This is a genomic window from Celeribacter ethanolicus (assembly GCF_002407265.1).
GTDB lineage: Bacteria > Pseudomonadota > Alphaproteobacteria > Rhodobacterales > Rhodobacteraceae > Celeribacter > Celeribacter ethanolicus.
The window spans coordinates 1,145,877-1,172,534 of the sequence record NZ_CP022196.1 but is presented as its reverse complement, the minus strand read 5'-3'; the positions used below and the strand labels follow the sequence as shown (position 1 = coordinate 1,172,534).

The window sequence follows — 26,658 nt, the reverse complement described above, 5'->3', positions numbered from 1 at the left end:
ATCGCCCGCGCCAGAACATATTGAATTCTGGACGTATTATGAACACGATCAAGATGGCCTTCGGGGTCGGGGATTTGGACTGTCGGCGCGTTGCGGTGATCGGCGCGGGCAATATGGGCGGCGGGATCGCGGCACAGTTTGCGAATGCGGGGATTGCCGTCGATCTGCTGGACCGGGTGGGGCCGGATGAGGCGCGCAATGCGCCCGCCGAACAGGGCCTCGCGCAACAGATTGCGCGACAGGCCTTCATGGGAGAGGCGCCCGTCGGTTTCGTGCGGGTCGGTAACACCGAAGATCACCTGGAGCGGGTGGCAGAGGCGGATTGGATCGTCGAGGTCATTCTTGAAGACCTCGATCTCAAGCGCGCGCTTTACGAACGGATCGAACCTTTGCGCAAACCCGGCGCGATTGTGTCGTCGAACACCTCGACCATTCTGCGGGAGCGGTTGATCGAGGGGCGCAGCGCAGCGTTTCAGGATCATTTCCTGATCAGCCATTTCTTCAACCCGCCGCGGCGCATGGCTCTTTTGGAACTGATCGGGGGTGACGACCGGGCGGCATTCGACCGCGCCGCCGAGATCGGGCGCAGGGCGCTTGGCAAGACCGTGATCGAATGCCGCGACACGCCGGGGTTCATTGCCAACCGACTGGGCTGCACCTGGCTCTCGGTGGCGGTGGTCGAGGCGCTCCGGCTTGGCCTCACGGTCGAGGAAGCGGATGCGGTGCATATGGCCTTTGGCGTGCCGCGCACCGGGGTGTTCGGCCTGCTCGATCTGATCGGGCTCGATGTGGTGAAACCGATCTGGGGGTCGCTGATGGCGGCGCTGCTCGAGACGGATGCGATCAATGGTTTCGATTTGCCGGGGCAGGGGGTGATCACGGACCTCGTGGCCGCCGGACGGTTCGGACGCAAGAGCCGCGCCGGGTTCTATCGCAAATCCGAAAGCGGTGGGATGGAGGCGCTCGATCTCGTCACAGGAGACTACCGCGCCCATAGCGGGTTCACGCAAAAAGACCTGCCGGGAGAAGGCCGCGATCTCGATCTGCTCCTGAACGAGGATACGGCGCCGGGTGCCTATGCGCGGGCGGTTCTGGCACAGGTGGTGGGCTATGCCCTGACCCATGCCGGGGAGATTGCGCCCTCTCTGAAGGAGACCGATCTGGGAATGGAGCTGGGCTATGCCTGGCGCGCGGGTCCGGTGGCGCTGTGGCGGGGGCTGAGCCCCGAGACGCAGGCGCGTCTGCGGGCCGAGATGCCCGAGGGCGTGCCGTTCGGGGCGCTGGCGGCCCCGGTCGTGCAGGGGGGCGAGACGGATCGGCTGAGCCGGGCGCAAGCCTCCGGCACACCCCTAGCGGGGAATGCCGCCGCCGCGCTTTGGGATTTGGGCGACGATGTGATCTGTCTCGACATCCGGAGCAAGATGCATGCGCTCGGCCCTGAGGTCTTCGACATTCTCGAAGAGGGGGTGAGCCGGTTGAACGGCGCTGCGCGCGGGATGATCGTTGGCAATCACAATCCGCGGGTGTTCTCCGCAGGCGCCGATCTGTCGCAGATGGTGGCGTGGATCGAGGCGGCGAAGTGGCCAGCGATCGAGGCCTTTATCACACGCGGGCAATCGGTTCTGGCGGCCTTGCGGACGGCCAACGCGCCCAGTGTCGCCGCGATGCGCGGGCTGGCGCTTGGCGGCGGCTGCGAACTGGCGATGCATTGCACCGGCACGGTGGCCCATGCCGAGACCCGGATCGGTCTGCCGGAACATCTCGTCGGGCTGGTGCCGGGCTGGGGGGGGGGTCGTCGTCTTCTGGACCGGGCACGCGCCGGTGTCGCAAGCGAGGCAGAGCTTGCGGATCGCATCGCGCTGGCCTTCCGGGCCGCCACGCTGGAGACACCCGCCGCCTCGGCGCGCGAGGCGGGGGCGCTGGGGCTTCTGGACCCGTCCCAGCCGGTGGTCATGCATGAGGGCGACGTCTTTGCGGCTGCGCTCGCGCATCTCGATGGGCTCTCGCCGGGCGGGAGCGTCCATCCGCCGGTGACGTTGCGTCTTGAGCCGCAGGCCGTTCTGGACCACCTGCTCGCAGACCGTAAAACTGCACGGGACGACGGGGCGCTGAGGCAAAACGCATTCGAGATTCAGAGCCGCATTGCAGACATTTTCGCCAGAGGAGGTGGCGGGCTGTCGGACGCCGATCTCGCGTCCTTTGAATGCGACGCTTTCATGGCGCTCACCAAAACCCCGGAAACGCTTGCGCGGATCCGGCACATGCTGCGGAGCGGGAAACCGCTTCGGATATGAGCACGGGGGGCCGCACGGCCCCGCCCTACGAGAATTCCACGGAGGAGGACATCCGAATGAAAGATACGATTTACGATCTGGGCCTGGACCAGACGCCCGCGAATTACGTTCCGATGACGCCGGTGAGCTTCATGGCCCGCACGGCGCATATCTACCCTGAGCGCACGGCTGTCGTGTATGGCGATGTGCGCCGGAGTTGGGCGGAAACCTATGACCGCTGCCGCCGCTTTGCCAGTGCGCTGGTGAAACGCGGCTATGGGCGGGGCGATACGATTTCCATCTTCGCGACCAACATCCCGGAGATGTACGAGGCGCATTTCTCCGTCCCGATGGCGGGCGCTGTGCTCAATGCGATCAATACGCGTCTCGATGCCGAGGCCGTGGCCTTCATTCTGAACCATGCCGAAACCAAGGTGTTCATCGTCGATCCGGAACTGTCGGAAGTGGCCGCGCAGGCGGTCAAGATGACGGGGCGCGACGACATTCTCGTGCTCGACATTCTGGACGACAGTTTTGAAGGCGGCGTGCGGGTCAGCGCGCTGAGCTATGACGATGTGCTGGCCGAGGGCGACGCGGATTTCATGTGGGCGCCGCCGAGGGACGAATGGGACGCCATTTCGCTCAACTACACGTCCGGCACGACCGGCAACCCGAAGGGCGTCGTGTACCATTACCGCGGCGCGCATCTCAATGCGCTGTCGAACATCGTGATGTGGGAAATGGGCAATGCGCCGGTCTATCTCTGGACCCTGCCGATGTTCCATTGCAACGGCTGGTGTTTCCCCTGGACCATCGCGGCGGCAGCGGGCACGGCGGTGTGTCTGCGCGCGGTGCGCGAAGAGCCGATTTTCGAGTTGATGAAGACAGAGAAGGTCACAAATTTCTGCGGCGCGAGTGTGGTTCTGGCAATGCTGGTTCATGCGCCGGAAGAACTGAAAAAGGGCCTTCAGGCCGGGATCAAGGTGCTGACCGGCGGGGCTCCGCCGCCCGCGATTATCATCGAGAAGATGGAAGCGCTCGGCTTCGACGTGACGCATGGCTACGGTCTGACCGAAACCTATGGCGCTGCCGTGATCTGTGCCTGGCACGACGAATGGGATGCGCGGACGGCTTCTGAGCGCGCGGCTCTGAAAGCGCGTCAGGGCGTGCGCAATCTGGCGGCCGAAGGTCTCATGGTGGCCGATCCCGAGACGCTCGCGCCGGTGCCGTGGGACGGTGAGACCATGGGCGAGATCTTCATGCGCGGTAACAACGTGATGAAGGGGTATCTCAAGAACCCGTCGGCTACCGACAAGGCGTTCCGGGGTGGCTGGTTCGCCAGTGGCGACATCGGGGTGATGCACCCGGACGGCTATGTCCAGCTCAAGGACCGCTCCAAGGACATCATCATCTCGGGCGGCGAGAACATCAGTTCGGTCGAGGTCGAGGACGTGCTGTTCAAGCATCCCGAGATCATGGAAGCTGCGGTAGTTGCGCGCCCGCATGAGAAATGGGGCGAAACCCCCTGTGCTTTCGTCACGCTCAAGGCCGGGGCCACGGTGACCGAGGCCGAGGTGATCGCCTATTGCCGCCAGAACATGGCGCATTTCAAGGCGCCGAAAACCGTGATCTTCGGCCCGCTGCCGAAAACCTCGACGGGCAAGGTGCAGAAATTCGTGCTGCGCGAACAGGCGCGGGCGCTGGAATTGCAAAGCTGACGGGGTGTCGGCGGATATGAGACGGGCGGGCCGGACATGGCCCGCCCCTGACCTGCGCAACAGGCGCAATCAATGGAGAAGACAATGACAGATATCGTGGTGCTGGACGGGGCGCGGACGGCGATCGGGACCTTTGGCGGATCGCTTGCGGGCACCTCGCCGATCGAGATGGGAACCATCGTGGCGAAAGAGGCGCTGGCGCGTTCCGGTGTCGAGGGCGGCCAGATCGAAACCGTGGTGTTCGGCCATGTGATCAACACCGAACCGCGCGACATGTATGTGAGCCGGGCGGCGTCTGTGGGCGCGGGCGTGCCGAACGAGGCGCCTGCGATGAACGTCAACCGGCTCTGCGGCTCGGGGCTTCAGGCCATCGTCTCGGCGGCGCAATCGCTGATGCTGGGGGACGCTTCCTTCGCGCTTGCGGGGGGCAGCGAGAACATGAGCCGCGCGCCCTATATCCTGCCCGCCTTGCGCTGGGGGCAGAAAATGGGTGACACGGGCGCGACCGACATGATGCTCGGGGCGCTGAGCTGCCCGTTCGGCACCGGGCACATGGGGATCACGGCGGAGAATGTCGCCTCCGAATACGGCATCACCCGCGAGGCCCAGGACGCCTTTGCGGTGCAAAGTCAGGAACGCGCGCTCAAAGCCATCGAGGCAGGCCATTTCAAGTCACAGATCGTGCCGGTCGAAGTTCGGGTGAAACGCGACATGGTGGCTTTCGACACCGATGAACACCCCAAGGCCAGCACGCTTGAGAGCCTCGCCAAACTGCGTCCGGCCTTTCAAAAGGACGGCTCTGTGACGGCGGGCAATGCCTCCGGCCTCAACGACGGGGCGGCGGCGGTGGTGCTGGCGACGGCAGAGGCCGCGTCCGGGGCCGGGCTGAAACCGCGCGCGCGCATCCTCGGATATCACGTCGCGGGCGTGCGCCCGGAGGTCATGGGCACTGGCCCGATCCCGGCGGTTCAGGGGCTTTTGACCCGCACCGGCCTGTCGCTTTCCGATTTCGACGTGATCGAGTCGAACGAGGCCTTCGCGGCACAAGCTTTGGCGGTCAGCAATACGCTCGGCATGGACAATGCCAAGGTGAATCCGAACGGCGGCGCGATTGCGCTGGGCCACCCGATCGGGGCTTCGGGGGCGATCCTGTTCATCAAGGCACTCTACGAATTGGAACGCACCGGCCAGAAACGCGCGCTGATCACCATGTGTATCGGCGGCGGTCAGGGGATTGCTCTGGCGATCGAAGCTCTGTGACGGCGACGTGAGACAAAACGGGGCGCGCGTGGCGGGCCCCGTTCGCCACATCTGCGGGTGTGGCCAAAATCAAAGGATAATTTCATGCACACCATCGACACCAGCCGTCTGGCTCCGATCCCGATTGACGAACTGAGAACCCTGTCCGGGGTCGAGCTGTTCAAACGCGTCATTGCCGGAGACCTGCCCGCGCCGCAGGTTTGCGGTGTCGCCAATGAATGGATGCTCGAAATCGAAGAGGGCCGTGCGCTTTGGGAGGCCAGCCCGCCTGCGAATTTCGTCAACCCGATGGGCGGCGTGCACGGCGGTTGGGCGATGACGGTGCTCGACACGGCGCTGGGCTGTGCAGTGCATTCGATGCTACCGGCGGGCATCGGCTACACGACCATGGAGGTCAAGACCAATCTGACGCGCGCGCCGAAAGTCGGTGAACGGTATCTCTGCGAAGGCAAGATCCTCACCGCCGGTCGCCGCACCGCGACGGCTGAGGCGAAGCTGCTCGACGGGCAGGACCGGGTTGTCGCCTTCGGCACCACGACCTGCCTGATCCTCGAGTTTTGAGGCGCTGCGGCGCATCGGTCGGGGCAAGATTCGGGGGCGGTGTCAGGTCGCGAACGGGTGCAGACCCGCGCCTTCGCTGAGCGTCCTCGTCGCGGCGCACGGGATGCGCGGTCATGTGAATTGCAGGTAGGATGGGAAATCCGAGGGCGGTGGCAGGATCGCGGTGATCTTCAGTTGCGCAATCGTGCGGTCACGCGCTTTTTTCAGATGCATCGCCAACATGCTTTGCGCCGCTTTGACGGAGCCGGAGAGAGCCAGTTCGATCACCTGGCCAAGCTCCAGGATGGATTGCGTGTCTGGTGGCAGTCCGAGCGAAAAGAACGCGGCCTGGCAGGCCTCCAGCGCCAGTCGGTTGTTCGACGCGTAATTGGCCAGGTCTTCGTTGGGTGTGCTCAGCACCACCATCTCAAAGAAACGCCGGTCGAGTGAAAACCATTGCGCCGGCGTCGGTGCGGTTTGGTCGCAAAGGGCACGAATTTCCTCCGCCAGGTCGCGCAATTGCCTGGTCGGAAGTTTCGCCGAAGACAGCGCCGCCACCTCCAGAATGCCACGCAACTCGTATTTGTCCTTGATCTTTTTCGAGGTCAGCGGTTCGACGATCCAGCGCGAGGTGCGGTTCTTGTGGACAAGGCCGCGCTCCTGGAGACGTCCGAGCACATCGCGGATGATCGTGCGCGAGACACCGTATTCCTCTGCCATCTGCACCTCGACAATGCGGTAGCAGCCGAACACCGGACAACGTGTGACGTAATAGGCGACATCGTCATAGACCCGCAGCCAGCTCGGCTTTCCGGCACTGCCGTCGAGCATGCTGAGGTCAAGTTCGATCTGACGCAGGTCTTCGCGTTTGGGGTCATGTGTCGTGCCCGAGACCACGAAGCCACGCCCCGAAAACCGCTGAACACCGCCTTCGTCCTCGAGGATTTCCAGGGCGCGTTTGACCGTCGCGCGCGACATGTCGAGCCGTTCGGACAGTGCGCTCTCTTGCAGAACGAGGCCGGGATAGAGGTAGCCCTGGGCAATATTGTTGCGAATGAGTTCGGCCGCCAGTTCGAAAAGAGGCGCGCGCTTGTCACTGTCGTCGCTGCTGCGGGACGTGGCTTCGGTAACGGTCATCATAGCCTCTTTCCGTGAATCTTCTCCTGACAATAGGTGGCTGCTGGAATGGTTGGAAGCAATTTGTTTTTGAATACAGAAAATCGATAAGTTGAAAAACTCGTCGTCTCAAATTTTCCTTCTGATCAAAAAAATAGCTAAATTGTCTAATTATAGGGCAAAAATCTGAAATCCCTATCGCGCGATGCGTGTAAAAATGATTTTTGGAATGCAAAAGTCATTTTTTGCTTTGCTGACTCGAATGAATTGATGTTTGTATCAAGAAAATCGAAAAACTCGACGCGGGGAATATTCAGTGCTGACTCTCAATCAGGTAAGTCGCCGATATGGCGGTGCGACGGCCTTGGATGGCGTGGACTTCGTCGTTCCGGAAAACACCTACATGGCCCTGTTGGGGGCGTCCGGGGCAGGCAAGACGACGTTGTTGCGTCTCATCGCGGGGTTCGAAGAGCCGGATCAGGGCACGATCTCTCTGAACGGCGCGCGCATCGACGGACAGCCTTCGCATCTGCGTGACATCGGTTTCGTGTTTCAGAACTTCGCGCTGTTTCCGCATCTGACCGTGGCGGAGAACGTCGCCTTTGGGCTGCGTCACCGCGCCCATGCGCCCCTGACCAATGAGGCCGAGATCAAGGACCGCACCGATGCCGCTCTGCAGTTGGTCGGTCTGACCGGATTTGGGCATCGGGGCGTCAGCGCGATTTCCGGCGGTCAAAGACAGCGCGTCGCGCTGGCCCGCACCTTGGTGTGTGAGCCGCGGATCGTTCTGCTTGATGAACCGCTCGGCGCGCTCGACGCCAACCTGCGGTCGCGGATGTGCGACGAGCTGAAGGCGATCCGTGAACGGCTTGGCGTCAGCTTCCTGCATGTCACCGGCTCCGAGACCGAAGCGCTTACCATGGGGGATCAGGTCGCCGTGCTCGCCAACGGGCGGATCATGCAATCGGATGCGCCGGACACCTTGTTCAGCCATCCCGGCAATGCCGAGGCCGCGCGCCACCTCAATGCCTGGAATATTTTCGACGCCGGTCTTTGTCGTGGTGACTTGCGGCAGGGTCCGATTGCCGTGCGTTTCGACCAAATCGACGTGAGCGCCAAAGGCACCGCCCCGTCCGCGCGCCCGTCGTTGCACGCCACCTATCTCACCGGCGAATTCAACGGGCCGACCGCCTTGTCATTCTTCCGCGCCGCAGACGGCACCCTCTTGCAGGTCGTCGATCACCTCAGCCAGCCACGCCTTCCCGATCTGGTCGAAGGCCAAGGCTATGACCTTCATTTCGCAGCCGATGCCCTGCGCCAATTCCACGGAGCCGCCTGATGACTGCCCTCACGACGGACACCCCGTCCACCACCACCCATTCCCCCGCTGAGCTTCGCGAGAAAAAGGACCGTCGTCGCGCCATCGCGCTTTTGACGCCGGGGCTTTTGTGGATGACCCTCTTCATGGTCCTGCCCATGGCCATGGTGATCTATGTGTCCTTCTGGACCCAGACCACCTTCTCCGTAAACTCGACCCTGACCACGGCCAGCTGGGAGCGGTTCCTGAGTTCCGCGACCTATCTGGGCGCGATCTGGACCACCTTGCGGATCTGGGTCATCGTGCTGATCGCGACCATCGTGGTGGGCTATCCGGTGGCTTTGTTCATCGGGCTTTTCGTGCGCAACAAGACGCTTCAGACCGCGCTCTTGGTGGCCTGTGTGATCCCGTTCTGGACCTCGTTCCTGATTCGCGTCATCGCTTGGCGTCCGATGCTCGGCACCGAAGGCGCGATCAACGTGATCCTGATGAAACTCGGGATCATCCATGAGCCGCTGACCTTTCTGTTGTTCTCCGAATTCTCCGTCCTCGTCGGCATGACCCAGATCTACTGCGTATTCATGGTTGGGCCGATCACCTTCATGCTGGGCCGGATCGACATCTCCGTGATCGAAGCTGCGCGGGATCTCGGCGCCTCTTTCGGGACGATTTTCCGCCGCATCATCCTGCCGCTGTCGCTGCCGGGGGTCATGGTCGGGTCGATCTTTGTCTCCGTCATGGTGCTGGGCGAGTTTGCCACCGCCGCCTCGCTGTCGGGCCGCAAGACCAACCTCTTGGGCAACATCATCGTGAGCCAGGTGGGCTCTCTCAAATGGGCCTTCGCCGCCGTCGCCGGTGTGGTTCTCACCATCATCATCACCGCCGTGATCGCGCTCGCGCTGCGTCTCGTCGATCTGCGAAAGGAAATGTGAGCCATGGAATCCCGTATCCTGCGCCCGACGCTCGCCCTTTATACCGTCCTCTTTCTGCTGTTTCTTTATGGGCCGATGATCGTTCTCACGATCCTGTCGTTCCAAAGCGCCGATGGCGGTCCGCAATTCCCGATCCGCGAATGGTCCGTCTACTGGTATGAGCACCTCTTGGGCTTTGCCGAAACCTCCCGCGTCTCGCAGCTTCCGGTGGGCGATAGCCTGCTGCGCTCGATCGTGCTGGCTTTCATGACCACCGTGGTCTCGACCGTTCTGGGCGTCATGAGCGCCGAAGCCTTCCGCACCCGGTTCAAGGGCTCGGGTCCGGCGTTTTACCTGATCATCCTCGGCATGATGGTGCCCGGCGTTTTGGTGGGGCTTGGCATGGCGCTTTTGTCCAACACTCTGGGCATCGCCCGGGCGTGGTGGGGCACCTCTTTCGTGCTGCATGTGGTTTACACATACCCCTTCGCCTTCCTCGTGATGCTGGCCATTTTCAACCGGTTCGACCGCACCGTCGAAGAAGCTTCGCTCTCCTTGGGGGTAAGCCCGGCACAGACCTTCCGCCGCGTGACCTTCCCGATCATCTTCCCCGGCGTGCTTTCCGCCATGCTGTTTTCCTTCACGCTCAGCTATGACGAATTCGCCCGCACGCTCTTCACCGCAGGTCGCGATCTGACGCTGCCGCTGGCGATCTACGGGACGTTCTCGGTCGAAATCTATCCCAACATCTTCGCCTTCGGTGTGCTCACGACGCTGTTCAGTTTCACCCTTCTGGTGATCTACGGCCTCCTGATGAAGCGCTTCACCGCAAAGGCCTCCCGTTATTCCGGTCAGGAGGACGCATGATGATCGCTCTCGTCACGGGCGCAGGCTCCGGCATCGGTGCGGCCATTGCGCTCCGCCTTGCCGCCGACGGTCACACAGTTGCCGTCAACGATCTCTCGCTTGAGGCCGCCAAGGCGACCGTCGAGAAAATCCACGCAGCCGGCGGTGTCGCAGGCGCCTATGCCGCCGATGTCAGCGATGAGGTCGCCGTCACAGAGATGGTCGATCTGATCACCGAAGATTTCGGCGCGCCGGAGATTTTGGTCAACAACGCGGGCTTTGGCCATCAGGCGCGGTTCACCGAGATCGAGCCCGCCATGTTCGACAAAATCTTCGCCGTGCATGTGCGGGGCAACTACCTCTGTACCCGTGCTTGCCTGCCCGCGATGCTCGAAAAAGGGCAGGGGCATATCGTCAACATCGCCTCGCAGCTCGGTCAAATCGGTGGGGTCGAACTGGTCCATTACGCCGGTGCCAAGGCCGCCGTGATCGGCATGACGAAATCGCTGGCCCGCGAGGTCTCGACCCAAGGCGTGCGTGTCAATGCCGTGGCGCCCGGACCGATCAACACGCCGCTCGTGGAGGCGCTTTCCGAGGAGTGGAAGACCGCAAAACGCGCGGAACTTCCGCTCGGGCGCTTTGGCTCTCCGGCGGAGATTGGCGGTGTCGTCTCCTTCCTCGTCTCTGACGATGCCGCTCTGTTCGTCGGGCAAACGCTCGGGCCGAACTCCGGCGACGTCATGTTGTGACCCCAGAAAATGGAAAGCTCTCAAATGGATAAACGTATTGTTCTCGTCACCGGTGCGGGCATCGGCATCGGTCGTGCGGCGGCTCTGGCCTTCGCGGCCAAGGGCGATCATGTGATCGTCACCGATGTGCTCGAAGACAAAGGCCAAGCGGTCGCAGCCGAGATCGAAGCGGCGGGCGGCAGCGCCGAGTTTCATGCGCTGAACGTGCGCTCGACCGAGGCGGCGGATGCGCTGGTTGGTGGTCTCAACGCGCGCTTCGGTGGCATCGATGTGATCGTCGCCAACGCCGGGATCGCGCTGCGTGTGCCGATGGCGGAGATGACCGACGAGACCTGGCACGAAACGCTCGACGTCGATCTCTACGGTATGATGCGGGTGATCCGTCCGGCGCTTCCGGCGATGAAAGAGGGCGCGTCGATCGTCTGCCTCTCCTCGATCATGGGGACCAACTACGGTTGGGACGAGCATGTGCATTACTCGACCGCCAAAGCAGGTGTGATCGGCATGATCCGTGGCCTCGCCGTCGAATTCGCCGCCAAGGGCATTCGCGTGAACGGTGTCGCCCCTGGCTATATCCGCACTGCGCAGCTTCTCAACCCGGGCCACAGCCTTGGCCCGGACGCCGCCGAGATCGCCTCGCCCTACATTCCGATGAAGCGTCTGGGCGAGCCCGCCGAGATCGCCAATGTCATCACCTTTCTTGCCTCCTCCGATGCGTCTTACCTCACCGGTCAGGTCATCACCGTGGACGGCGGGCTGACGCCCGGCCGCTACTGAGGTCGCCAACGAGGGGCGACGAACGCCCCCGCACTTCGCTCAATGTCACCACGTCATCAACAGGGAAAGACACCATGACTTTGAAATCCAACCGCCGTACCTTTCTGAAATACGGGGCCGCCGCGGGTGCCGCAGCCCTCGGCTCCGGTCTTCACCCGTGGTCGCGCATGGCCTATGCCGCCAACCGCGGCGATCAGGAGCTGCGCACCACCGGTCTGTCGACCACGGTGCAGGACCGCATCCTCGAGATGTTCAAGGCCCAGACCGGCGTCGGTGCCGTGTCCGGCACGCCGTCCACCTACCCGGATGCGCAGACCAAAATCCTCTCCGGCTCGTCTGATTACGACTGCTGGGAAATCATCGGCGAACGTCTTCCGGCGCTGATCGCGACAGACAACGTCGAACCCATTCCGGCGGCTGATTTGCCGAACTGGGCCTCGATCCGCGACACCTTCACCACCACCAATCCGAAATGGGATGCGCGCGCGCAAATCTCCGGTCAGATCTGGGCGGATGACGCCAAAACCCAGCTCTACATGGTGCCGGCGGTCTACAACTTTGACTCCATCGGCTATAATCCCGAGGTTCTCACCGACGAAGAAGCCAACACCTGGACTGCGCTGTTCGATGAGAAGTGGAAGGGCAAATCCGGTCTGAACGTCGATCCGCTCATCGCCATCGGTCAGGCCATCCTCGCCATGAACTCGCTCGGTCTGCTGGAAGCCAAGAACCCCGGCAACCCGACGATGGACGAGATCGACGAAGCGGCGAAGTTCCTGATCTCCAAAAAGAAAGACGGTCAGTTCCGTGCGCTTTGGGGTGATTTCGGCGAGCTCGTCAACCTGATGGCCTCCGGCGAAATGGTCGTCTGCGACGCATGGCAGCCCGCCGTCATGGCTGTCAAAGCCCAAGGTAAACCCGCCAAATACGCGACGCCGAAAGAAGGCACGCGCGGCTGGGCGATCGGGCCGTCGATGCTCAAAGGCACGCCGAACCGCGACGCCGTCATCGCCTATGCCAACTTCTGGCTGTCGGGCGAGCCGGGCATCGCGGTCACCGAACAGGGCTACTACTCGCCCTCGACCAACATCAAAGAGGCGATGGACCCCGACGCCTATGCCTTCTGGTACGAAGGGGCGCCGTGGAAAGGCGAAGCCGAGCGCGGCATCAACCCGGGCGATCTTCGCGATGGCGGCTCGCTCGAAGAGCGCGCGTCCAACGTCGCTTACTGGCACCAGTGGCCGGATGAATACGACCATCTGATCATGCGTTGGGACGAATTCCTGAACGCCTGATCCGAGTTGGCGGGCGGTCCATTCACCTCTTCCGGGCTGCCCGCCCATTTCCTGAACATATAACACGAAAGCTGATCGCCATGCTCTACGATCTCGAGCTGATTTCCGTCGGCAAAACCTATTCCGATGGCACCGTTGCTGTTTCCGACTTCGATCTGAAGGTGGAAAAGGGCGAATTCGTGGCCTTTCTCGGCCCGTCGGGCTGCGGCAAATCCACCACGCTGCGGATGATCGCCGGGTTCGAGGACATCACCAATGGCGAGGTCATGATGATGGGTCAGAACGTGACCCACATCCCGCCGGAAAAGCGTCCGACCTCGATGATTTTCCAAAACTACGCGCTTTTTCCGCATATGACGGTGCGCGAGAATGTCGCCTTTGGCCTCGACGTCAAAGGCACGCCCAAGGCCGAGCGCAACCGCAAGGTGGATCGCATCCTCGACATGTTCGATCTGGAGCAATTCGCGGATCGCAAGGCTGACAAACTGTCGGGCGGTCAGCGTCAGCGGATTGCATTGGCGCGGGGGCTTGTGGTTGAACCCGAAATTCTGTTGCTCGACGAACCTCTGGGCGCGCTCGACGCCAACCTGCGCCGGATCATCCAGAACGAATTGAAGCTGTTGCAGCGCGAGCTGGGCATCACCTTCATCTTCGTGACCCACGCGCAATCCGAAGCTTTGGGCCTGTCGGACCGTGTCGTCGTCATGTCAAACGGTGTGGTCGAACAAATCTCCGCCCCGCGCGAGCTGTATCGTCGACCGCAAACGCCCTTTGTCGCGGATTTCATCGGCTCGAACACGGTGTTCGAAGGTACGGCCAAAGGCGCGGCGGGCACCGGTTTCGGTATGATCGAGACCCCCTACGGCATGATGAAAGGCGTAGGCCAAGGCGATGAGACCCTCGCGGTCGTTCCCGCCGAAGCCTTCCGCATCGCGCCGCTGCACACGCCGGACGAGATTCGCATCGACGGCGTTCTGGCCGAACGGCATCTCGTCGGCGCGGTCGGGCATCTCAAGGTTCGCCTGCCAGGCGAGCGCGACGTCGCCGTCGAAGTCAGCGCCGATCGCCCCGAAGTGCGCGCCCTGACGCTTGGGGCACCGGTCACCCTCGGGATCGACCCAGCCTCCATCACCCTCATTCACGCTTAATCATCCAACAGGAGACTTATCCAATGGCAAAAGAAATTCTCGTCGGTTTCGGGATTGATGTTGACGCCGTGGCTGGCTGGCTCGGCTCCTACGGCGGCGAAGACAGCCCCGATGACATTTCCCGCGGCATGTTCGCGGGCGAGGTCGGCTCGATCCGTCTGCTCGACCTGTTCGACAAGCTCGGCATCAAGACGACGTGGTTCATCCCCGGCCATTCCGTCGAAACCTTCCCGGAGCAGATGAAAGAGGTCGCCAAACGCGGCCACGAGATCGGCATTCACGGCTACAGCCACGAAAACCCGATCGCCATGACCCCGGAGCAGGAAGAGGCGGTTCTCGACAAATGCATCGGCCTGATCACCGAGCTGTCCGGCAAACGTCCGACCGGTTATGTGGCGCCGTGGTGGGAATTCTCGCCTGTGTCCAACGAGTTGCTTTTGAAAAAAGGCATCAAGTATGACCACTCGCTGATGCACAAGGATTTCGAACCCTACCGCGTGCGCGTGGGCGACAGCTGGACCAAGATCGACTACGCGGGCAAGCCGGAAGACTGGATGAAGCCCTTGGAGCGTGGCGAGGAAACCGATCTGATCGAGATCCCGGCCAACTGGTACCTCGACGACCTTCCTCCGATGATGTTCATCAAGAAATCGCCGAACTCGCATGGCTTTGTGAACCCGCGCGACATCGAACAGATGTGGCAGGACCAGTTCGACTGGGTCTATGAAAACATGGATTACGCGGTCTTCCCGATCACCATCCACCCCGACGTCTCCGGCCGTCCGCAGGTGCTTTTGATGCTCGAACGTCTGTTCAAGCATATGGCCTCGCATGAGGGCGTCAAATTTGTCACCATGAACGAGATGGCGGACAATTACGACGCGAAATTCCCACGCGGCTGACTCCTCGTGGGTTCACTGGGCGGACGGCCACCCCTGTGCCGTCCGACTTTTTCGACGGTTTTGAGAGGAGCGGAGCATGTGTTCCCTGTGCGGTATTCTCGGGTGTGACGATCACTGGACCAACGCGATTGCGCGGCCGGGCGTCTACACACGCAACCACGATATGCCCGCCCGTCGGGCCGAGGCCGCGCGGCGCATGAAAGCCGCGAATGACATTCTCTCTTACCGCCGTGTCAAACTCGATGTCTGGCAGGGGCGGTCCTATGTCGTGACCTCTCCGACCGGGGCGTCGAGCGTGTTTGAGGCGCTGTCGCATCTCTGGCCCGAGGCCGAAGCCCTCGCAGGCCGCGACTTTGATCCGCTTGATGATGCGTTGATTTCCTGGATGGAAGCGCGAGGTGACGCATGACGCCTGTTATTCTGCTCACCGGCTTTCTGGGTTCCGGCAAAACCACGCTGTTGCAACGTCTGCTGCAAGACCCGTCTATGGCGGGGGCGGCGGTGCTGATCAACGAATTCGGTGAGGTGGGGCTGGATCACCATCTTCTGGATCGGATCGACGACAATGTGATCCTGCTGAAATCCGGTTGTATCTGTTGCACCGTGCGCGGCGAGGTGGCCGAAGCGCTCGGCAATCTCGACAGCCTGCGGGCGCGGGGCGAGATCGCTTTTGACCGCGTGGTGATCGAGACCACCGGGCTGGCCGATCCTTATCCGGTGTTGCAGACCCTGACCGCACATCCGGTGCTGCGCTCGCATTTCACCAATGGCGGCGTGCTGACCACGGTCGATGCCGTCAATGCGCGGCTTCAGGTCGAGCATCGCGCCGAAGCCGTCCGCCAGATCGCGGCGGCGGATCGCATTGTGTTGACCAAGACCGACCTGGCGGAACCGGGGCAGGATCAGGCGCTGCGCGACCGTCTGGCCCGGATCAACCCGGCGGCGCGGATCGTGAACAGCGAGGCGCCGGTGGCGGAGATCCTTGGCGGCTTTGGTCCGGCGGCCTTTGCCGAGGGGCTGGTCGGCAGGGAAGCACATGGTCACATCTGCGGGCCGGACTGTGGTCATGAGAGCCACAATCACGCCCATCACCACCATGCGTCTCACGCGGCGCATCATCATGACGATGTCCTTGGCGTGACAAGCTTTTCTCTCGTCATCGAAGATGAGATCAATTGGACTATGTTCGGAACCTGGCTTACACTGTTGCTGCATAAGCATGGCGATAGGATTTTCAGGGTGAAGGGTATTTTGGCGCTCGAAGGCGAAGACAGACCGATCGCGATTCACGGCGTGCAGCATCTTGTGCATGCGCCCACGCATATGACGCACTGGCCGGACGGGCCGCGCCAGTCGCGCATCGTCTTTATTCTCGAAGGGCTGTCGCCCGAACAGATCCGTCGCAGCTTTGCCGCGTTCATGGGGCTCTCCGGCGTCCGGGCCGCCGCGTGATGACGGAACCGCTTCGCATTCTCACCACGGAAATTCAGCCCTGGCGCTTTCTCAAGGACCGCGCCGAGGCGGATCTGGGCTTTCCGCTCGAATTCATCGAGATGGATTTCAACAGTGCGCAACGCACGGCCGCGCTCGATCCGTCACGCTATGACGTCTACGATCAGTGTTTCCACAACCTCGACATCGTCTGGTATTGGCGCGCTGTGCAGGCCATCGACACCCGCCGGATCACCCATTGGGACGATCTCGACGAGCTGTCGCGGATCATGGGGACAAGCGGGCGTCAGGCGCTGGGCGATGTGCCCGCTTCGCGCCTCTTCGTGCAGCACGACATGACGCTCTCGGACAGCCCGAGTGGGCGGATTTCCATGCTGCCGACTTTCTACAACTTCGACAGTTTCGGGGTGGAGACCGAAGGGCTGGACGTCGACCGCGACATCCGAAGCTGGGCGGCGCTTCTGGACCCGCAATGGGCGGGGCGGGTTTCTTTGGTCGATGAGCCGGCGATCGGTCTCTTCGATCTGGCGCTGGCTCTGTCGGCCTCGGGGCAGATGGAATTCGAGAACATGGGCAATATGTCCGTGGCGGAAATCGACGCCCTCGTTGAGCATGGCAAGAGCCTCATTCATGCCGGACATTTGAGCCCCTTCTGGCTGCGCGCCGATGAACCGGTCGAGCGGTTTATGAGCGGCGAGTTGAAACTCGCCTCGATCTGGTCGCCGACGATTGTCGAAATGAAACGCCGCGGCATTCATGTGCGCCAGGCCCGCCCGCTCGAAGGCTACCGCGCCTGGCATGGCGGCATGTGCCTGTCGCGTCTGTTGAAGGACGACAAACTCGACCGGGCCTATGACTGGCTGAACTGGTATCTCGATGGCTACGCGGGGTCGGTCGTGGCGCGTCAGGGCTATTACATGTCCGTGCCGGACCGCGTGAAAGCCCATATGTCCGAGGCGGAATGGGATTATTGGTATGAGGGCCTTCCGGCATCGCAAGACCTTGTTGACGTGGCCGGGCGTCCGGCGATCCGCGCGGGTGAAACCCGCTCTGGCGGGTCACGCAGGGACCGCGCGCATCACATCGCGATCTGGAATTCGACCATGGACGAACATAATTACGTCGTGCGCCGCTGGAACGAGCTGGTCGATCTGGCCGCCGCGAAAGGCCGTGCGCAACGTCGCGCCAGTTAGCGCATCTCTCTTGGAATTTCTGAACACGGAAAGACACCGATGAAACATGTCGTCCTGATCGCCACGGGCGGAACCATTGCCTCCGCCGCCGATAAAACCGCCGGTGCCGTCAATGCCGGGCTGAGCGGTGAAACCTTGCTGGCAAGCCTGCACCAGCCGCTTGAAGGCATCTCCGTCACGGTCGAGAATTTCGAGGCGGCGGGCAGCTATGCGCTCGATCTGGTGACCATTCACCGGCTTTGTGGCCGGATCGACGAGGTGCTCGCCGGGGACGATGTGGACGGCGTTGTCGTCACCCATGGCACCGACACGATGGAGGAAAGCGCGTTTCTCGCCTGGCTTCTGGTCAAAAGCGACAAGCCCGTGGTCTTCACCGGCGCACAGCGCCATGCCGGTCAGCCAGACACAGACGGCCCGCGCAACATCCATGACGCGATCTGTGCCGCCGGCTGCGCCGATCTGACGGGTGTCGGCGCCGTGATCCTCTTCGAGGGCGACATCCATGGCGCGCGCTATGTGACCAAGGCGCATACCTCCCGCGTCGACACCTTCCGCTCCGTGGGCTTGGGCAAATTCGGCGAGGTCGATCACGGGATCGTCCATCTCTACACCCGTCCGGCCAAGGCCCGCGTGGTGCTGGAGACCCCTGCGCTCGACCGGGATGTCGAGTTGATCGGGTTGGGCCTCGGGACTTCGCCCCGGCTGATGGAACTGGCGGGGCAGGCGGGCGCGACGGGGGTCGTGTTGTCCGCCTTCGGGCGCGGCAATGCCCCCAGAGGCTTTGGCGATGCCACGGCGCGTCTCGTCACCTCGGGATGCCCGGTCGTGGTGGCGTCCCGCTGTCACGAGGGGCGCACGCAGGCGATCTATGGCAAGGACAGCGGTGGCGTGATGCTGGTGGCCCAAGGCGCGCTTCTGGCGGGGGATCTTTCCGCAGTAAAGGCGCGCCTGCTGCTCTCGGCTCTTCTGGGCAAGGGGCTGTCGGGCCCCGATCTTGCCGGGGCCTTTGCCGCAATTGCCGAGGCCTGAGCGCCGCTGACGCCCCTCAGAGGTTGCGGGCGATGCGGGCCGTCACGACGGTGTTGAGGGTTTCGAGTTGCTTGGCCTTGTCGGCCTGCGCCACCGCGTCCAGAGCACGAATGTCGTCCTGAAAGGCGGTGAAATTCCGGTCGAGTTCTTCGCCCGACAGGGGTTGACGCTCGTGCCGCTCGACGAAGTTTTCTGCCGTCGTGGCAAGGAAATAGAAGGCTGTGGCATGATCCGGTTCCTCGAGCGCGCGCGCGAAGGCGGCTTTCGAAGCGGCGGCATAGGCGTGGATGCCACGGCCTTTTTCGGTGATCAGATCGAGGAGGAAAGTGTACATTCGGTGTCTCCTTAAAACATCGCAGAGGGTTAGAACGTCAGGCTGCGTGCGCCACCATGGGCGGCAGACCAGTCGAGCGGGGTATCGAGAAACTCGGCGATAATATCGCGTTGTTCCGGGGTGAAACGGTCATGAGCGCGGGCCACGTCGAGAATGTCTTTCCAGGTGGCGAGTGCATGAAGGCGAATGTCGGCGCGTGCCATCGCATCGCGGGTTTCGGGGAAGATGTCGTACTGAAACAGCATGAAGACGTCCTCAACGACCAGCCCCGCCGCCCGAAGCGCCTCGCAGAACCGCAGTTTCGAGGCGCCGTCGGTGGTCAGGTCCTCCACGAGAAGCACGCGCTGACCGGTCTCCCACAGCCCTTCGATCTGCGCTTCGGGGCCAAACCCCTGTGCGCGTTTGCGAACGTATTGCATCGGCAGGCCGGTCTCGGCGGCGATCCAGGCGGCAAAGGGAATGCCGGCGGTTTCGGCACCTGCGATGGCGTCGATCCGGTCGCGCCCGATCTCCGCGTCGATCACCTCGGTGGCAAATCCCATAAGCTTTTCGCGCACGGCAGGGACGGAGATGACTTTGCGCACGTTGATATAGACCGGGCTTGCGATGCCCGATGACAGGATAAAAGGTCGCTCCCCCGCGATTTCGACGGCGCGAATGTCGAGAAGGGCAAGTGCCGTGCGCCGGGCGAAATCGGCACGGGTTTCGGGGCTCAAGGGCATATGTGGCGGCATGGATTTCGGGTCCTTCATGAGGTGGCCTCCAGACAGGTGGCGAGGATGTCCACGCCCACCATGAAATCGGCAATTTCCATCGCCTCGTCGGGGTTGTGTGAGCCGTTGCGGTTGCGCACGAAGACCATGCCGGAGGGCACGCCCGCCTGTGCGAAGACCGCCGCGTCATGGCCGCCGCCCGAGGCCATGGAAAACGCCTCGCCGCTGACCCGCGCCATGGCCTTTTCCAGCGCCTTGACCAGTGTCGGGTCCATGAGCGCCGGGGCGACGGCGACCTCCGGGCCAAGCTCGAAGCGTACGCCGCGGGAGCGCGCGATGTCGGCCATTTCACCCTTGAGATAGGCGCGCATCCGGTCGAGCGTTTCGGTATCCTGCGAGCGGATGTCGAGGGAAAATCCGATCTCGTCGGGGATGCGTGCGATGGCATGGCGGGTCGGATCTGTGCCGACGACGCCCGAGGTCAGCACGAGGTCCTGACCGGTGTTGAGCAGGTGCTGCCAGGTGCCGTCGAGCCGGTGCATCAACTCGGCAAAGGCCAGCACCGGGTCATGGCGATAGGCGCGCGGCACGGCGCCGGAATGCCCGGCCTGACCGATGCAGCGACTGTCGCGATAGCGGAAATTGCCGCGAATGCCGGTGACGACGGCGGCGGGGATGTTGCGTTCGACCAGAAGCGGACCCTGTTCGATATGCAGTTCAAGATAGGCTTCGATCCGGCTCAGATCGCAGAGCGGCCGATGCGCCTTGACCGGTGCTGTGTCGATGCCGAGGTCTTCGAGATGCGCGCTGAGTGGCCGACCGTCGCCTTTATGTGCGGCGTTGAATTCCCCCTCGGGCAGAGTGCCGGTCAAAAGTTTCGAACCGATGTAACAGGCCCCGAACCACGCGCTTTCCTCGCCGCGCATGGCGAGAACCTTGACCGGGCGGGACAGGTGGCGCTGCCCCCGGCGCGCGGCAATGAGGACGATCAGCCCGGCGATCACGCCCGAGAGCCCGTCGTAATTCCCGCCCATGGGGACGCTGTCCACATGGCTTCCGATCACCGTGAACCTTTTGGCGATCTCATGTTCCGGAAGGGAAAACAACAGGTTGCGGCCTGCATCTTCTGTAACGCACAAGCCTTCCGCCCGGGCGCGGGCAGCGAGATAGTCCAGCGTTTTGGTCTCGGTCTCGGAGAAGGCCGGGCGGCTGACGCCCGCCTTGTCGCGGGACAGTGCGCGGATGTCCTCGAACATCTCGGCCGCCAAGATCGAAAGCTCCTCTGTGCGGTGATGTTTCATTCGAACACCCCGGCCTCGGGGGCTTCGATACAGCCGATGATCTCATCGAGAGAAGAGATGCCCTGCGCGGTCATCCAGTCCCCAAGCTCCGTGATGAGGCGGGCCATGACGGTCGGAGACTGGAAGGTGGCCGTGCCGATCTGCACCGCGCGCGCCCCTGCGATGAGGAATTCCAGAACATCGTCGCGCGTGGAAATCCCGCCGCAACCGATCACCGGGATCTCGCAGGCGCGCGCGCATTGATAGGTCATCCTGAGCGCGATGGGTTTGATCGCGGGGCCGGACATGCCGCCCATGACATTGCCGAGACGCGGGCGACGCGTGCCGATGTCTATGGACATGCCCAGCATGGTGTTGGCGGTGACAAGCGCGTCGGCGCCCGCGTTTTCGGCGGCGCGGGCCACCTCGACCGGCTCGCCGGTGTTGGGCGTGAGTTTCGCCCAGAGCGGCAGGTCGGTCTCCGCCCGCAGACGGGTGACGACCTCATGCGTGGTGTCCGGGCGCATGGCGAAGGCGTTGCCGTCGGCTTCGATATTCGGGCAGGAGATATTCGCCTCGATCGCGGCGACGCCCGGCAGGCTGACCGCGGAACACAGTCTTGCGAACTCATCCATGGAATGCGCCGAGATCGACACCACGAGAGGGGCTTTGAACCCAGCCCAATAGGGCAGCATCTCATCGCGGAAATAGTCGATGCCCTTGGAGGGGATGCCGATGGCGTTGATCATGCCCGATTGCATGTCACAGACCCGCGGAGTCGGATTGCCCGCACGGGTGCCGTGCATGATGGTCTTGAGCACATGCGCGCCCAGCACATCGAGGTCGAAGACATCGGCGAGGTCTTCGGAAAACGTGCCGGAGGCGGGCATGATCGGGTTCTTGAGCGTCAGCGCACCGATCCGGGCGCTAAGATCAGGAGTGTGCAGGTCTTTCATTAGATCGCCTCCGAAATCGGGAACACCGGGCCTTCGCGACAGACGCGGCGTTGAATGATGCGGTCGCCGACCCGGAAGCTGCGCACGCAGGCCTGACACATGCCGAGGCCGCAGGCCATTTGCTGTTCCATGGCGATCTCGCCGGGGATGGAGTGGGCGTTGCCGAGGTCTTGCAACAGGCGCAAAAGCCGCGAGGAGCCGCAGGTGTAGAAGGCGTCGACCTTGCCCTTGGCGATACGCGCCTCGATCAGCGGGCGCAGGGCCTCGGGGGTGGAGCTGCCGTCCTCGTCATGCACCACGATCACCTCGGCGCCGTAGCTTTCGAACAGATCGACCGACATGGCCAAGTCCGGACGTCGCGCCGAACAGATCGCGGTCAGCTTGCGGTCCTTTTCCTGCGCCATGCGGGCCAGAGGCGCGAGGGTGGCAAGGCCCACACCACGCGCGACCAGCATGAGATTTTGCCAGTTTTCGGGCATCGAGAACCCGTGGCCCAAGGGTCCGAGCACGTTGAAGGCATCACCGGGACGCAGCGTGGCAAGGCCGCGCGTGCCGGCGCCCGCGATCTTGTAGAGGAATTCCAGACGGCCAGCGGCTTTGTCATAGCCGTAGATGCTCATCGGGCGGCGCAGGAAGGGGGATTCCCCCTCGGGTGCCGGGCACAAGAGTTGGAAAAACTGCCCCGGTTGGCAATCGAGAATGGCCTCGGGCGCATCCAGAGTGAGCAGGCGATATTCGCCGTTCACAGGGGTATTAGAGCGCACGACACAGGTGGCTTCGGCACAGCGGGGCCGGAGCCCCTGCGGAACAGGGACGGACACGGTGGTCGGAATGTGGGTCATTTGTCTGCCTCGGGTTAGCCGTAGATCAGCTTGGGAATGAAGAGGGAGATTTGCGGAATATAGGTGATCAGCAAGAGCACGATCAGGTTCACCAGCACAAAGGGCCAGACGCCGCGGATGATGTCGGCCACGGGTTTGTTCAGCGTCGAGGAGGCGACGAAGATGTCGAGACCGAAGGGCGGCGTGATCATCCCGAGGCTGACGTTTAGCGTCACCAGCATGCCGAAATGCACCGGGTCGATGCCGAAGCTCATGGCGACCGGGTAGAGCGGCGGCACCAGCACCAGAAGCGTTGAGTTCGGATCGATGAACATGCCCGCCACGAAGAACAGTACGTTGACGGCGATGAGGAAGGTGATCTTGCCCGCGCCTGTCGCCTCAAGGAAGGCGATGATCTCGTTCGGGACCTGTGCCAGCGTGACGAAGAAGGAAATCAGCCCGCCCATGGCCAGAAGCACGAAGATGATCGAGGTGTTCACCGCGCTGTCTTCGGTGATCTTGGCGAGGCCTTTGAGATCAAGGGCGCGGAACACGAACATCTCGACGAGGATCGCATAGACGACGCTGACGGCGGCGGCCTCTGTGGGGGTGATAAAGCCGGAATAGATGCCGCCCAGGATGATCACCGGCATGCCGAGCGCCCATTTCGCCTCCCAGATCGCTTTGAACCGCGCGGGCCAGGGCAGGCGCTCATCGTGCGTGACGCCATCGCGCGCGGCCTGGATGCGGACATAGACGGAGAAGGCGAGGCCCAGCAGAACGCCGACGGCAAGACCGCCTGCGAAGAGTTTCGAGATCGAAGTGCCGGTGATCCAGCCATAGACAATGAGCGTGATCGAGGGCGGGATCAAAAGCGCGGTTTCGGCGGAGGAGACCAAAAGCCCGAGGCTGAATTTGTCGGAATAGCCTGCGCGACGCAATTCCGGGTAAACCATGCGGCCCATGGCGGCCACCGTGGCGGGGGCGGAGCCGGAGACCGCGCCAAAGGCCATGGACCCGCCGACGACGACATGGCCCATGCCGCCTTTGGTGTGGCCGACGAGCGCCTTGACGACGGAGATGAGTTGCCGTGCGATCTGGCCGGAACCCATGAGGTTGGCCGCGAAGATGAAGAACGGGATCGCCAGAAGCGTCGAATGGTCGATCCCGCCGACGATCTTCTGCACCACGGCCGCGTCGGGCAGGCGGGCGTAGAAGGCTTCCTTATAGGCCAGCGCGGGGATGCTCAGCACGAGGAGCATTTCGAAGCCCGCGACCAGGAGGATCACGGCGAGGAGGATGATGAGGGCGAAGATCATTCGGCGGCCTCCTGATAGCGGTCGATGAGTCCCAGAAGGCTGAGTCCATAACGCAGGCCCAGGAGCAGGAAGCCCGCGACGGGAGCGAGGTAGATCACGCCCATCGGCACACCGAGTGTGGGGGATTTCTGGCCGGATTTGAGCACGAATTGCACAAGATCGAGCGCCAGCCACGCCACATAAAGGCTCACGCAAAGCCCAACGAGATCAATGAGTTTCAAGAGCGCTTTCAACACCGGCGCGGGCAGGCGATCGCGCATATTGGTGATGCCCACATGTTTGCCTCGCTCCAAAGCCAGCCCGAGGGCCAGAAACACCAGAAACAGGTTCATGATCCGCACCGCTTCTTCGATCCAGGCGAAGCGGCTGGCGAATGTGCCGCCGATTTCTCGGGTCACGACCGAGCCGGTGTAGAGAAACACCATGATCAGGAAAAGGGCGATGAGAACGGTTCTTTCGACCGTTCGGAGCAGAGTGAGGGCGTGCATGAGGGGGCTTTCGATCACCGTGGAAGAAGTGGCTCCGCATCCGGTTTGAGGCGAATGCGGAGCGGAAGGACCCGGAAGGGGAACCGGGTCCGTCAGGTCTCAGAGCTTGCCGTAGGCTTCGGTGTAGATGTCCAGAAGCGTCTGACCCGCGTCGCCGGTCTTGGCGACATAGGCGGCGGAGGCCGGGCCAAACATCACATCGCGGAATTCCGCACGCTCGGTCTCGTCGGCGACACGCACATTGGTGCCTGCTTCCTTGATGGTCTCAAGCGCGCCCTCGACAGCGGCGGCTTTATGCGCGGTCAGCTCCGGGATCACCTCGGCGAAGGCGTCTTTGATGATCGTCTGATAGTTTTCCGGCAGGCTGTCCCAGAACATCGGGTTGAAGAGGATCACATCCTCCATCGCGCCGTGGTCGGACACCACGAGGTTCTTCTGCACCTCGTAGAATTTCATCGCTTTAATGGTGTCGAGCGGGTTTTCCTCGCCGTCGACAACGCCGGTTTGCAGCGAGGTGTAGAGCTCACCGAACGGCAGCGCGATGGCGGAGGCGCCAAGTGCGTTGAATTGTTCGATCAGGATCGAGCTGTCCATGACGCGGAATTTCTGACCGGCGAAATCGCCAAGCGTGTCGAGCGGTTCGTTGGAGGTGAACTGTTTCTTGCCGTTGGGCCAGAGATCAATCGCCACCATGCCCTTGTCGGAGAAGCTGTCGAGCAGTGCCTGACCGAAGGGACCGTCGCGCAGGGCGGCGGCTTTGTCGGGGTCTTCGGGGATGAGGTAGGGGATGTCGAGGATCGACACCAGCGGGTTGAAGCCGCCGAGGAAAGCGGCGGGCGCGACGGTCGCCTCAAGCGTGCCAAGCTGAACACCCTCGTTCATCTGGCGCTGGTTGCCGAGCTGGCCTTGCGGGAAAATCTGGAATTCCACATCGCCGTCGGTGCGCTCGGAGACGAGTTCCGCAACCTTCTCGAGGTGGATGTGGCGGCTTTGTTGTGTGCTTTCGAGATGGCCGATGCGGGCCACGTAATCCTGCGCGAGCGCGGGGCTGGCCATGGCGAGCCCGGCCAGCAGCAGGGCGGACAGAAAGGGGGTGGATTGAGACATGTAGCGCTCCCGGTTGGTTTGGTTCTCGAGATCATAGACTCCCGAAAGCGGAGGTCAGGTCAATAAAAAAGTCTAAAAAATGAGACGAAATTCGATTTTGACCAGATGATTTATTTTTTGGATGAAATTTTAGGCTGAAATCCGGGTCAGATCCCCTCGCGTGCGATCAGGTCTTCGACATGTTCCGCCGCCTCGCGCCCCTTGAGCGCGCTGGCCCACAGCCGCTCCGCGATGCCCTCGTGCAGTTCGAGCGCTTCCGGGGCGGAAGTGATCAGGCCGACGCCGATACGAATGTTCGGATTGTGGCCGAGGCGAAACGGGCTGATCGTGAGGATCGAGCGCCCGGCCTGGCGCATGATCTGAAAGGAGGTGGAGGGGATCGGTTCGCGGGCGACGCCGATCTGGATGCCGATGTCGGGCGCGCGCAGCATCTCGACGATGTGCCGCACCTCGGCGAGCGCCATCCTGCGGCGCTGTGCGCGGATTTCCTGCGGCAATTCCGGGCGTCCCTCAAGGCCCTCACGCAGGAATTTGCGAATATCCGCATCCGAGATGATCGAGGCGAGCAAAGGCCGCCTTTGCGCAAAACGCTGTTTTCTTCTCTCAAGAATTTCAAGGATTCTGTCGATGTCCTGATGTTCCGAGACAGGCACGGATTCGCCCAGAACATCCTTGAGCACGGCGTCGTAGCGTCCGGTCGTCACCAGATAGGAGATCGGGCTGAACAGGCCGATGATCTGCTCGCAATCTTCTTCGATCTGACGCATGCGCTCGAAGAAGCTCACGGCATTGTCGACATATTCGATGCCGACGCCCAGAAGGCTCGGCAGAGACATATGCAGCTCATGGGCGATGGCCGCGAGCATGTCGATCTTGGCGATCTCACCTTTCTCGGCCCGGTAAAGCGCGGCGCGGGAAATGTTCAGCCGGGTCGCAAGCTCTTCCGGCGAGAGGTTGCGCCCGAGGCGATGGGCCTTGAGCCGTGCGCCGATGTCTTGGAAATTGATTTGGGTGTCTTCCACTCTGAACTCGCTTGAAATCTGCCTGACCGTCTCGTGCCGGATCGGAAAGACACGGCAAACGTGTTGTCTCAAACTTGAGACAAGCATGGTT

Annotated in this window: 26 protein-coding genes; 16 read left to right on the top strand and 10 right to left on the bottom strand. The window is 62.4% G+C overall.

Annotated elements, in window-relative coordinates; translation table 11 throughout:
- Positions 1–38: 38 nt before the first annotated feature.
- From CEW89_RS05645 to CEW89_RS05630, 4 genes are all read left to right on the top strand, one after another.
- Entirely contained in the window at positions 39–2,294 is a 2,256-nt protein-coding gene (locus tag CEW89_RS05645) for a 3-hydroxyacyl-CoA dehydrogenase/enoyl-CoA hydratase family protein (RefSeq protein ID WP_096805223.1), read from the top strand.
- Positions 2,295–2,350: 56 nt separating this feature from the next.
- Complete coding sequence (locus CEW89_RS05640; protein WP_066704804.1) at positions 2,351–3,991, top strand: acyl-CoA synthetase; 1,641 nt, start codon at positions 2,351–2,353, stop codon at positions 3,989–3,991.
- A gap of 84 nt (positions 3,992–4,075) precedes the next feature.
- The gene (locus tag CEW89_RS05635; RefSeq protein ID WP_096807140.1) at positions 4,076–5,251 is read left to right on the top strand and encodes an acetyl-CoA C-acyltransferase family protein; all 1,176 of its coding nucleotides are present in this window, start codon (positions 4,076–4,078) and stop codon (positions 5,249–5,251) included.
- Between the two features lie 84 nt (positions 5,252–5,335).
- Positions 5,336–5,812, top strand: a complete 477-nt coding sequence (locus tag CEW89_RS05630; RefSeq protein WP_066704806.1) for a PaaI family thioesterase — start codon at positions 5,336–5,338, stop codon at positions 5,810–5,812.
- A gap of 111 nt (positions 5,813–5,923) precedes the next feature.
- On the opposite strand, the gene CEW89_RS05625 is transcribed toward CEW89_RS05630, so the two are convergent.
- The gene (locus CEW89_RS05625) at positions 5,924–6,928 is read right to left on the bottom strand and encodes a GntR family transcriptional regulator (protein ID WP_198403502.1); all 1,005 of its coding nucleotides are present in this window, start codon (positions 6,926–6,928) and stop codon (positions 5,924–5,926) included.
- Positions 6,929–7,223: 295 nt separating this feature from the next.
- Between CEW89_RS05625 and CEW89_RS05620 the strand changes: the two genes are divergently transcribed.
- The 12 genes from CEW89_RS05620 to CEW89_RS05565 all read left to right on the top strand — a co-directional run bounded on the left by CEW89_RS05620 (position 7,224) and on the right by CEW89_RS05565 (position 18,527).
- Positions 7,224–8,246, top strand: coding sequence for an ABC transporter ATP-binding protein (locus CEW89_RS05620; RefSeq protein ID WP_096805221.1), 1,023 nt, complete (start codon positions 7,224–7,226; stop codon positions 8,244–8,246).
- Positions 8,246–9,157 carry an ABC transporter permease gene (locus tag CEW89_RS05615; protein WP_096805220.1) on the top strand — a complete coding sequence of 304 codons (912 nt, stop codon included), beginning with the start codon at positions 8,246–8,248 and terminating at the stop codon, positions 9,155–9,157. Before CEW89_RS05620 ends, CEW89_RS05615 begins: the two co-directional genes overlap by 1 nt.
- A gap of 3 nt (positions 9,158–9,160) precedes the next feature.
- On the top strand, positions 9,161–10,003 hold the full coding sequence (locus tag CEW89_RS05610) for an ABC transporter permease (protein WP_096805219.1): 843 nt from the start codon (positions 9,161–9,163) through the stop codon (positions 10,001–10,003).
- Positions 10,000–10,731: an SDR family NAD(P)-dependent oxidoreductase gene (locus CEW89_RS05605; protein ID WP_096805218.1), complete on the top strand. Its 732-nt coding sequence runs from the start codon at positions 10,000–10,002 to the stop codon at positions 10,729–10,731. The genes CEW89_RS05610 and CEW89_RS05605 overlap by 4 nt, the downstream gene beginning before the upstream one ends.
- 24 nt (positions 10,732–10,755) lie before the next feature.
- Positions 10,756–11,508 (top strand): SDR family NAD(P)-dependent oxidoreductase, encoded by a 753-nt coding sequence (locus CEW89_RS05600; RefSeq protein WP_096805217.1) that lies wholly within the window; start codon positions 10,756–10,758, stop codon positions 11,506–11,508.
- Between the two features lie 74 nt (positions 11,509–11,582).
- A complete protein-coding gene (locus tag CEW89_RS05595; protein WP_096805216.1) occupies positions 11,583–12,803 on the top strand; it encodes an ABC transporter substrate-binding protein in 1,221 nt (406 codons plus the stop codon).
- Positions 12,804–12,883: 80 nt separating this feature from the next.
- Entirely contained in the window at positions 12,884–13,951 is a 1,068-nt protein-coding gene (locus CEW89_RS05590; protein WP_096805215.1) for an ABC transporter ATP-binding protein, read from the top strand.
- Positions 13,952–13,974: 23 nt separating this feature from the next.
- On the top strand, positions 13,975–14,853 hold the full coding sequence (locus tag CEW89_RS05585; RefSeq protein WP_096805214.1) for a polysaccharide deacetylase family protein: 879 nt from the start codon (positions 13,975–13,977) through the stop codon (positions 14,851–14,853).
- A gap of 76 nt (positions 14,854–14,929) precedes the next feature.
- Positions 14,930–15,262 carry a hypothetical protein gene (locus CEW89_RS05580; protein ID WP_096805213.1) on the top strand — a complete coding sequence of 111 codons (333 nt, stop codon included), beginning with the start codon at positions 14,930–14,932 and terminating at the stop codon, positions 15,260–15,262.
- Positions 15,259–16,305 (top strand): CobW family GTP-binding protein, encoded by a 1,047-nt coding sequence (locus tag CEW89_RS05575; protein ID WP_066704831.1) that lies wholly within the window; start codon positions 15,259–15,261, stop codon positions 16,303–16,305. The genes CEW89_RS05580 and CEW89_RS05575 overlap by 4 nt, the downstream gene beginning before the upstream one ends.
- The gene (locus CEW89_RS05570; RefSeq protein ID WP_066704837.1) at positions 16,305–17,498 is read left to right on the top strand and encodes an ABC transporter substrate-binding protein; all 1,194 of its coding nucleotides are present in this window, start codon (positions 16,305–16,307) and stop codon (positions 17,496–17,498) included. Before CEW89_RS05575 ends, CEW89_RS05570 begins: the two co-directional genes overlap by 1 nt.
- A 39-nt stretch (positions 17,499–17,537) precedes the next feature.
- The gene (locus CEW89_RS05565; RefSeq protein ID WP_096805212.1) at positions 17,538–18,527 is read left to right on the top strand and encodes an asparaginase; all 990 of its coding nucleotides are present in this window, start codon (positions 17,538–17,540) and stop codon (positions 18,525–18,527) included.
- 16 nt (positions 18,528–18,543) lie between these two features.
- On the opposite strand, the gene CEW89_RS05560 is transcribed toward CEW89_RS05565, so the two are convergent.
- From CEW89_RS05560 to CEW89_RS05520, 9 genes are all read right to left on the bottom strand, one after another.
- A complete protein-coding gene (locus CEW89_RS05560) occupies positions 18,544–18,861 on the bottom strand; it encodes a hypothetical protein (RefSeq protein ID WP_096805211.1) in 318 nt (105 codons plus the stop codon).
- Between the two features lie 29 nt (positions 18,862–18,890).
- Complete coding sequence (locus CEW89_RS05555; protein ID WP_217564985.1) at positions 18,891–19,613, bottom strand: orotate phosphoribosyltransferase; 723 nt, start codon at positions 19,611–19,613, stop codon at positions 18,891–18,893.
- Positions 19,610–20,875: a Zn-dependent hydrolase gene (locus CEW89_RS05550; RefSeq protein ID WP_096805210.1), complete on the bottom strand. Its 1,266-nt coding sequence runs from the start codon at positions 20,873–20,875 to the stop codon at positions 19,610–19,612. Before CEW89_RS05550 ends, CEW89_RS05555 begins: the two co-directional genes overlap by 4 nt.
- Positions 20,872–21,810 carry a dihydroorotate dehydrogenase gene (locus CEW89_RS05545; RefSeq protein WP_096805209.1) on the bottom strand — a complete coding sequence of 313 codons (939 nt, stop codon included), beginning with the start codon at positions 21,808–21,810 and terminating at the stop codon, positions 20,872–20,874. The genes CEW89_RS05550 and CEW89_RS05545 overlap by 4 nt, the downstream gene beginning before the upstream one ends.
- Positions 21,810–22,652 (bottom strand): dihydroorotate dehydrogenase electron transfer subunit, encoded by an 843-nt coding sequence (locus CEW89_RS05540; RefSeq protein ID WP_096805208.1) that lies wholly within the window; start codon positions 22,650–22,652, stop codon positions 21,810–21,812. Before CEW89_RS05540 ends, CEW89_RS05545 begins: the two co-directional genes overlap by 1 nt.
- 14 nt (positions 22,653–22,666) lie before the next feature.
- Positions 22,667–23,950 carry a TRAP transporter large permease gene (locus CEW89_RS05535; protein ID WP_096805207.1) on the bottom strand — a complete coding sequence of 428 codons (1,284 nt, stop codon included), beginning with the start codon at positions 23,948–23,950 and terminating at the stop codon, positions 22,667–22,669.
- Positions 23,947–24,438, bottom strand: coding sequence for a TRAP transporter small permease (locus CEW89_RS05530; protein WP_096805206.1), 492 nt, complete (start codon positions 24,436–24,438; stop codon positions 23,947–23,949). Before CEW89_RS05530 ends, CEW89_RS05535 begins: the two co-directional genes overlap by 4 nt.
- Positions 24,439–24,537: 99 nt before the next feature.
- Positions 24,538–25,545, bottom strand: coding sequence for a TRAP transporter substrate-binding protein (locus tag CEW89_RS05525; protein ID WP_096805205.1), 1,008 nt, complete (start codon positions 25,543–25,545; stop codon positions 24,538–24,540).
- A 146-nt stretch (positions 25,546–25,691) separates the two neighbouring features.
- A complete protein-coding gene (locus CEW89_RS05520) occupies positions 25,692–26,567 on the bottom strand; it encodes a helix-turn-helix domain-containing protein (protein ID WP_198403501.1) in 876 nt (291 codons plus the stop codon).
- Between the last annotated feature and the right edge of the window lie 91 nt (positions 26,568–26,658).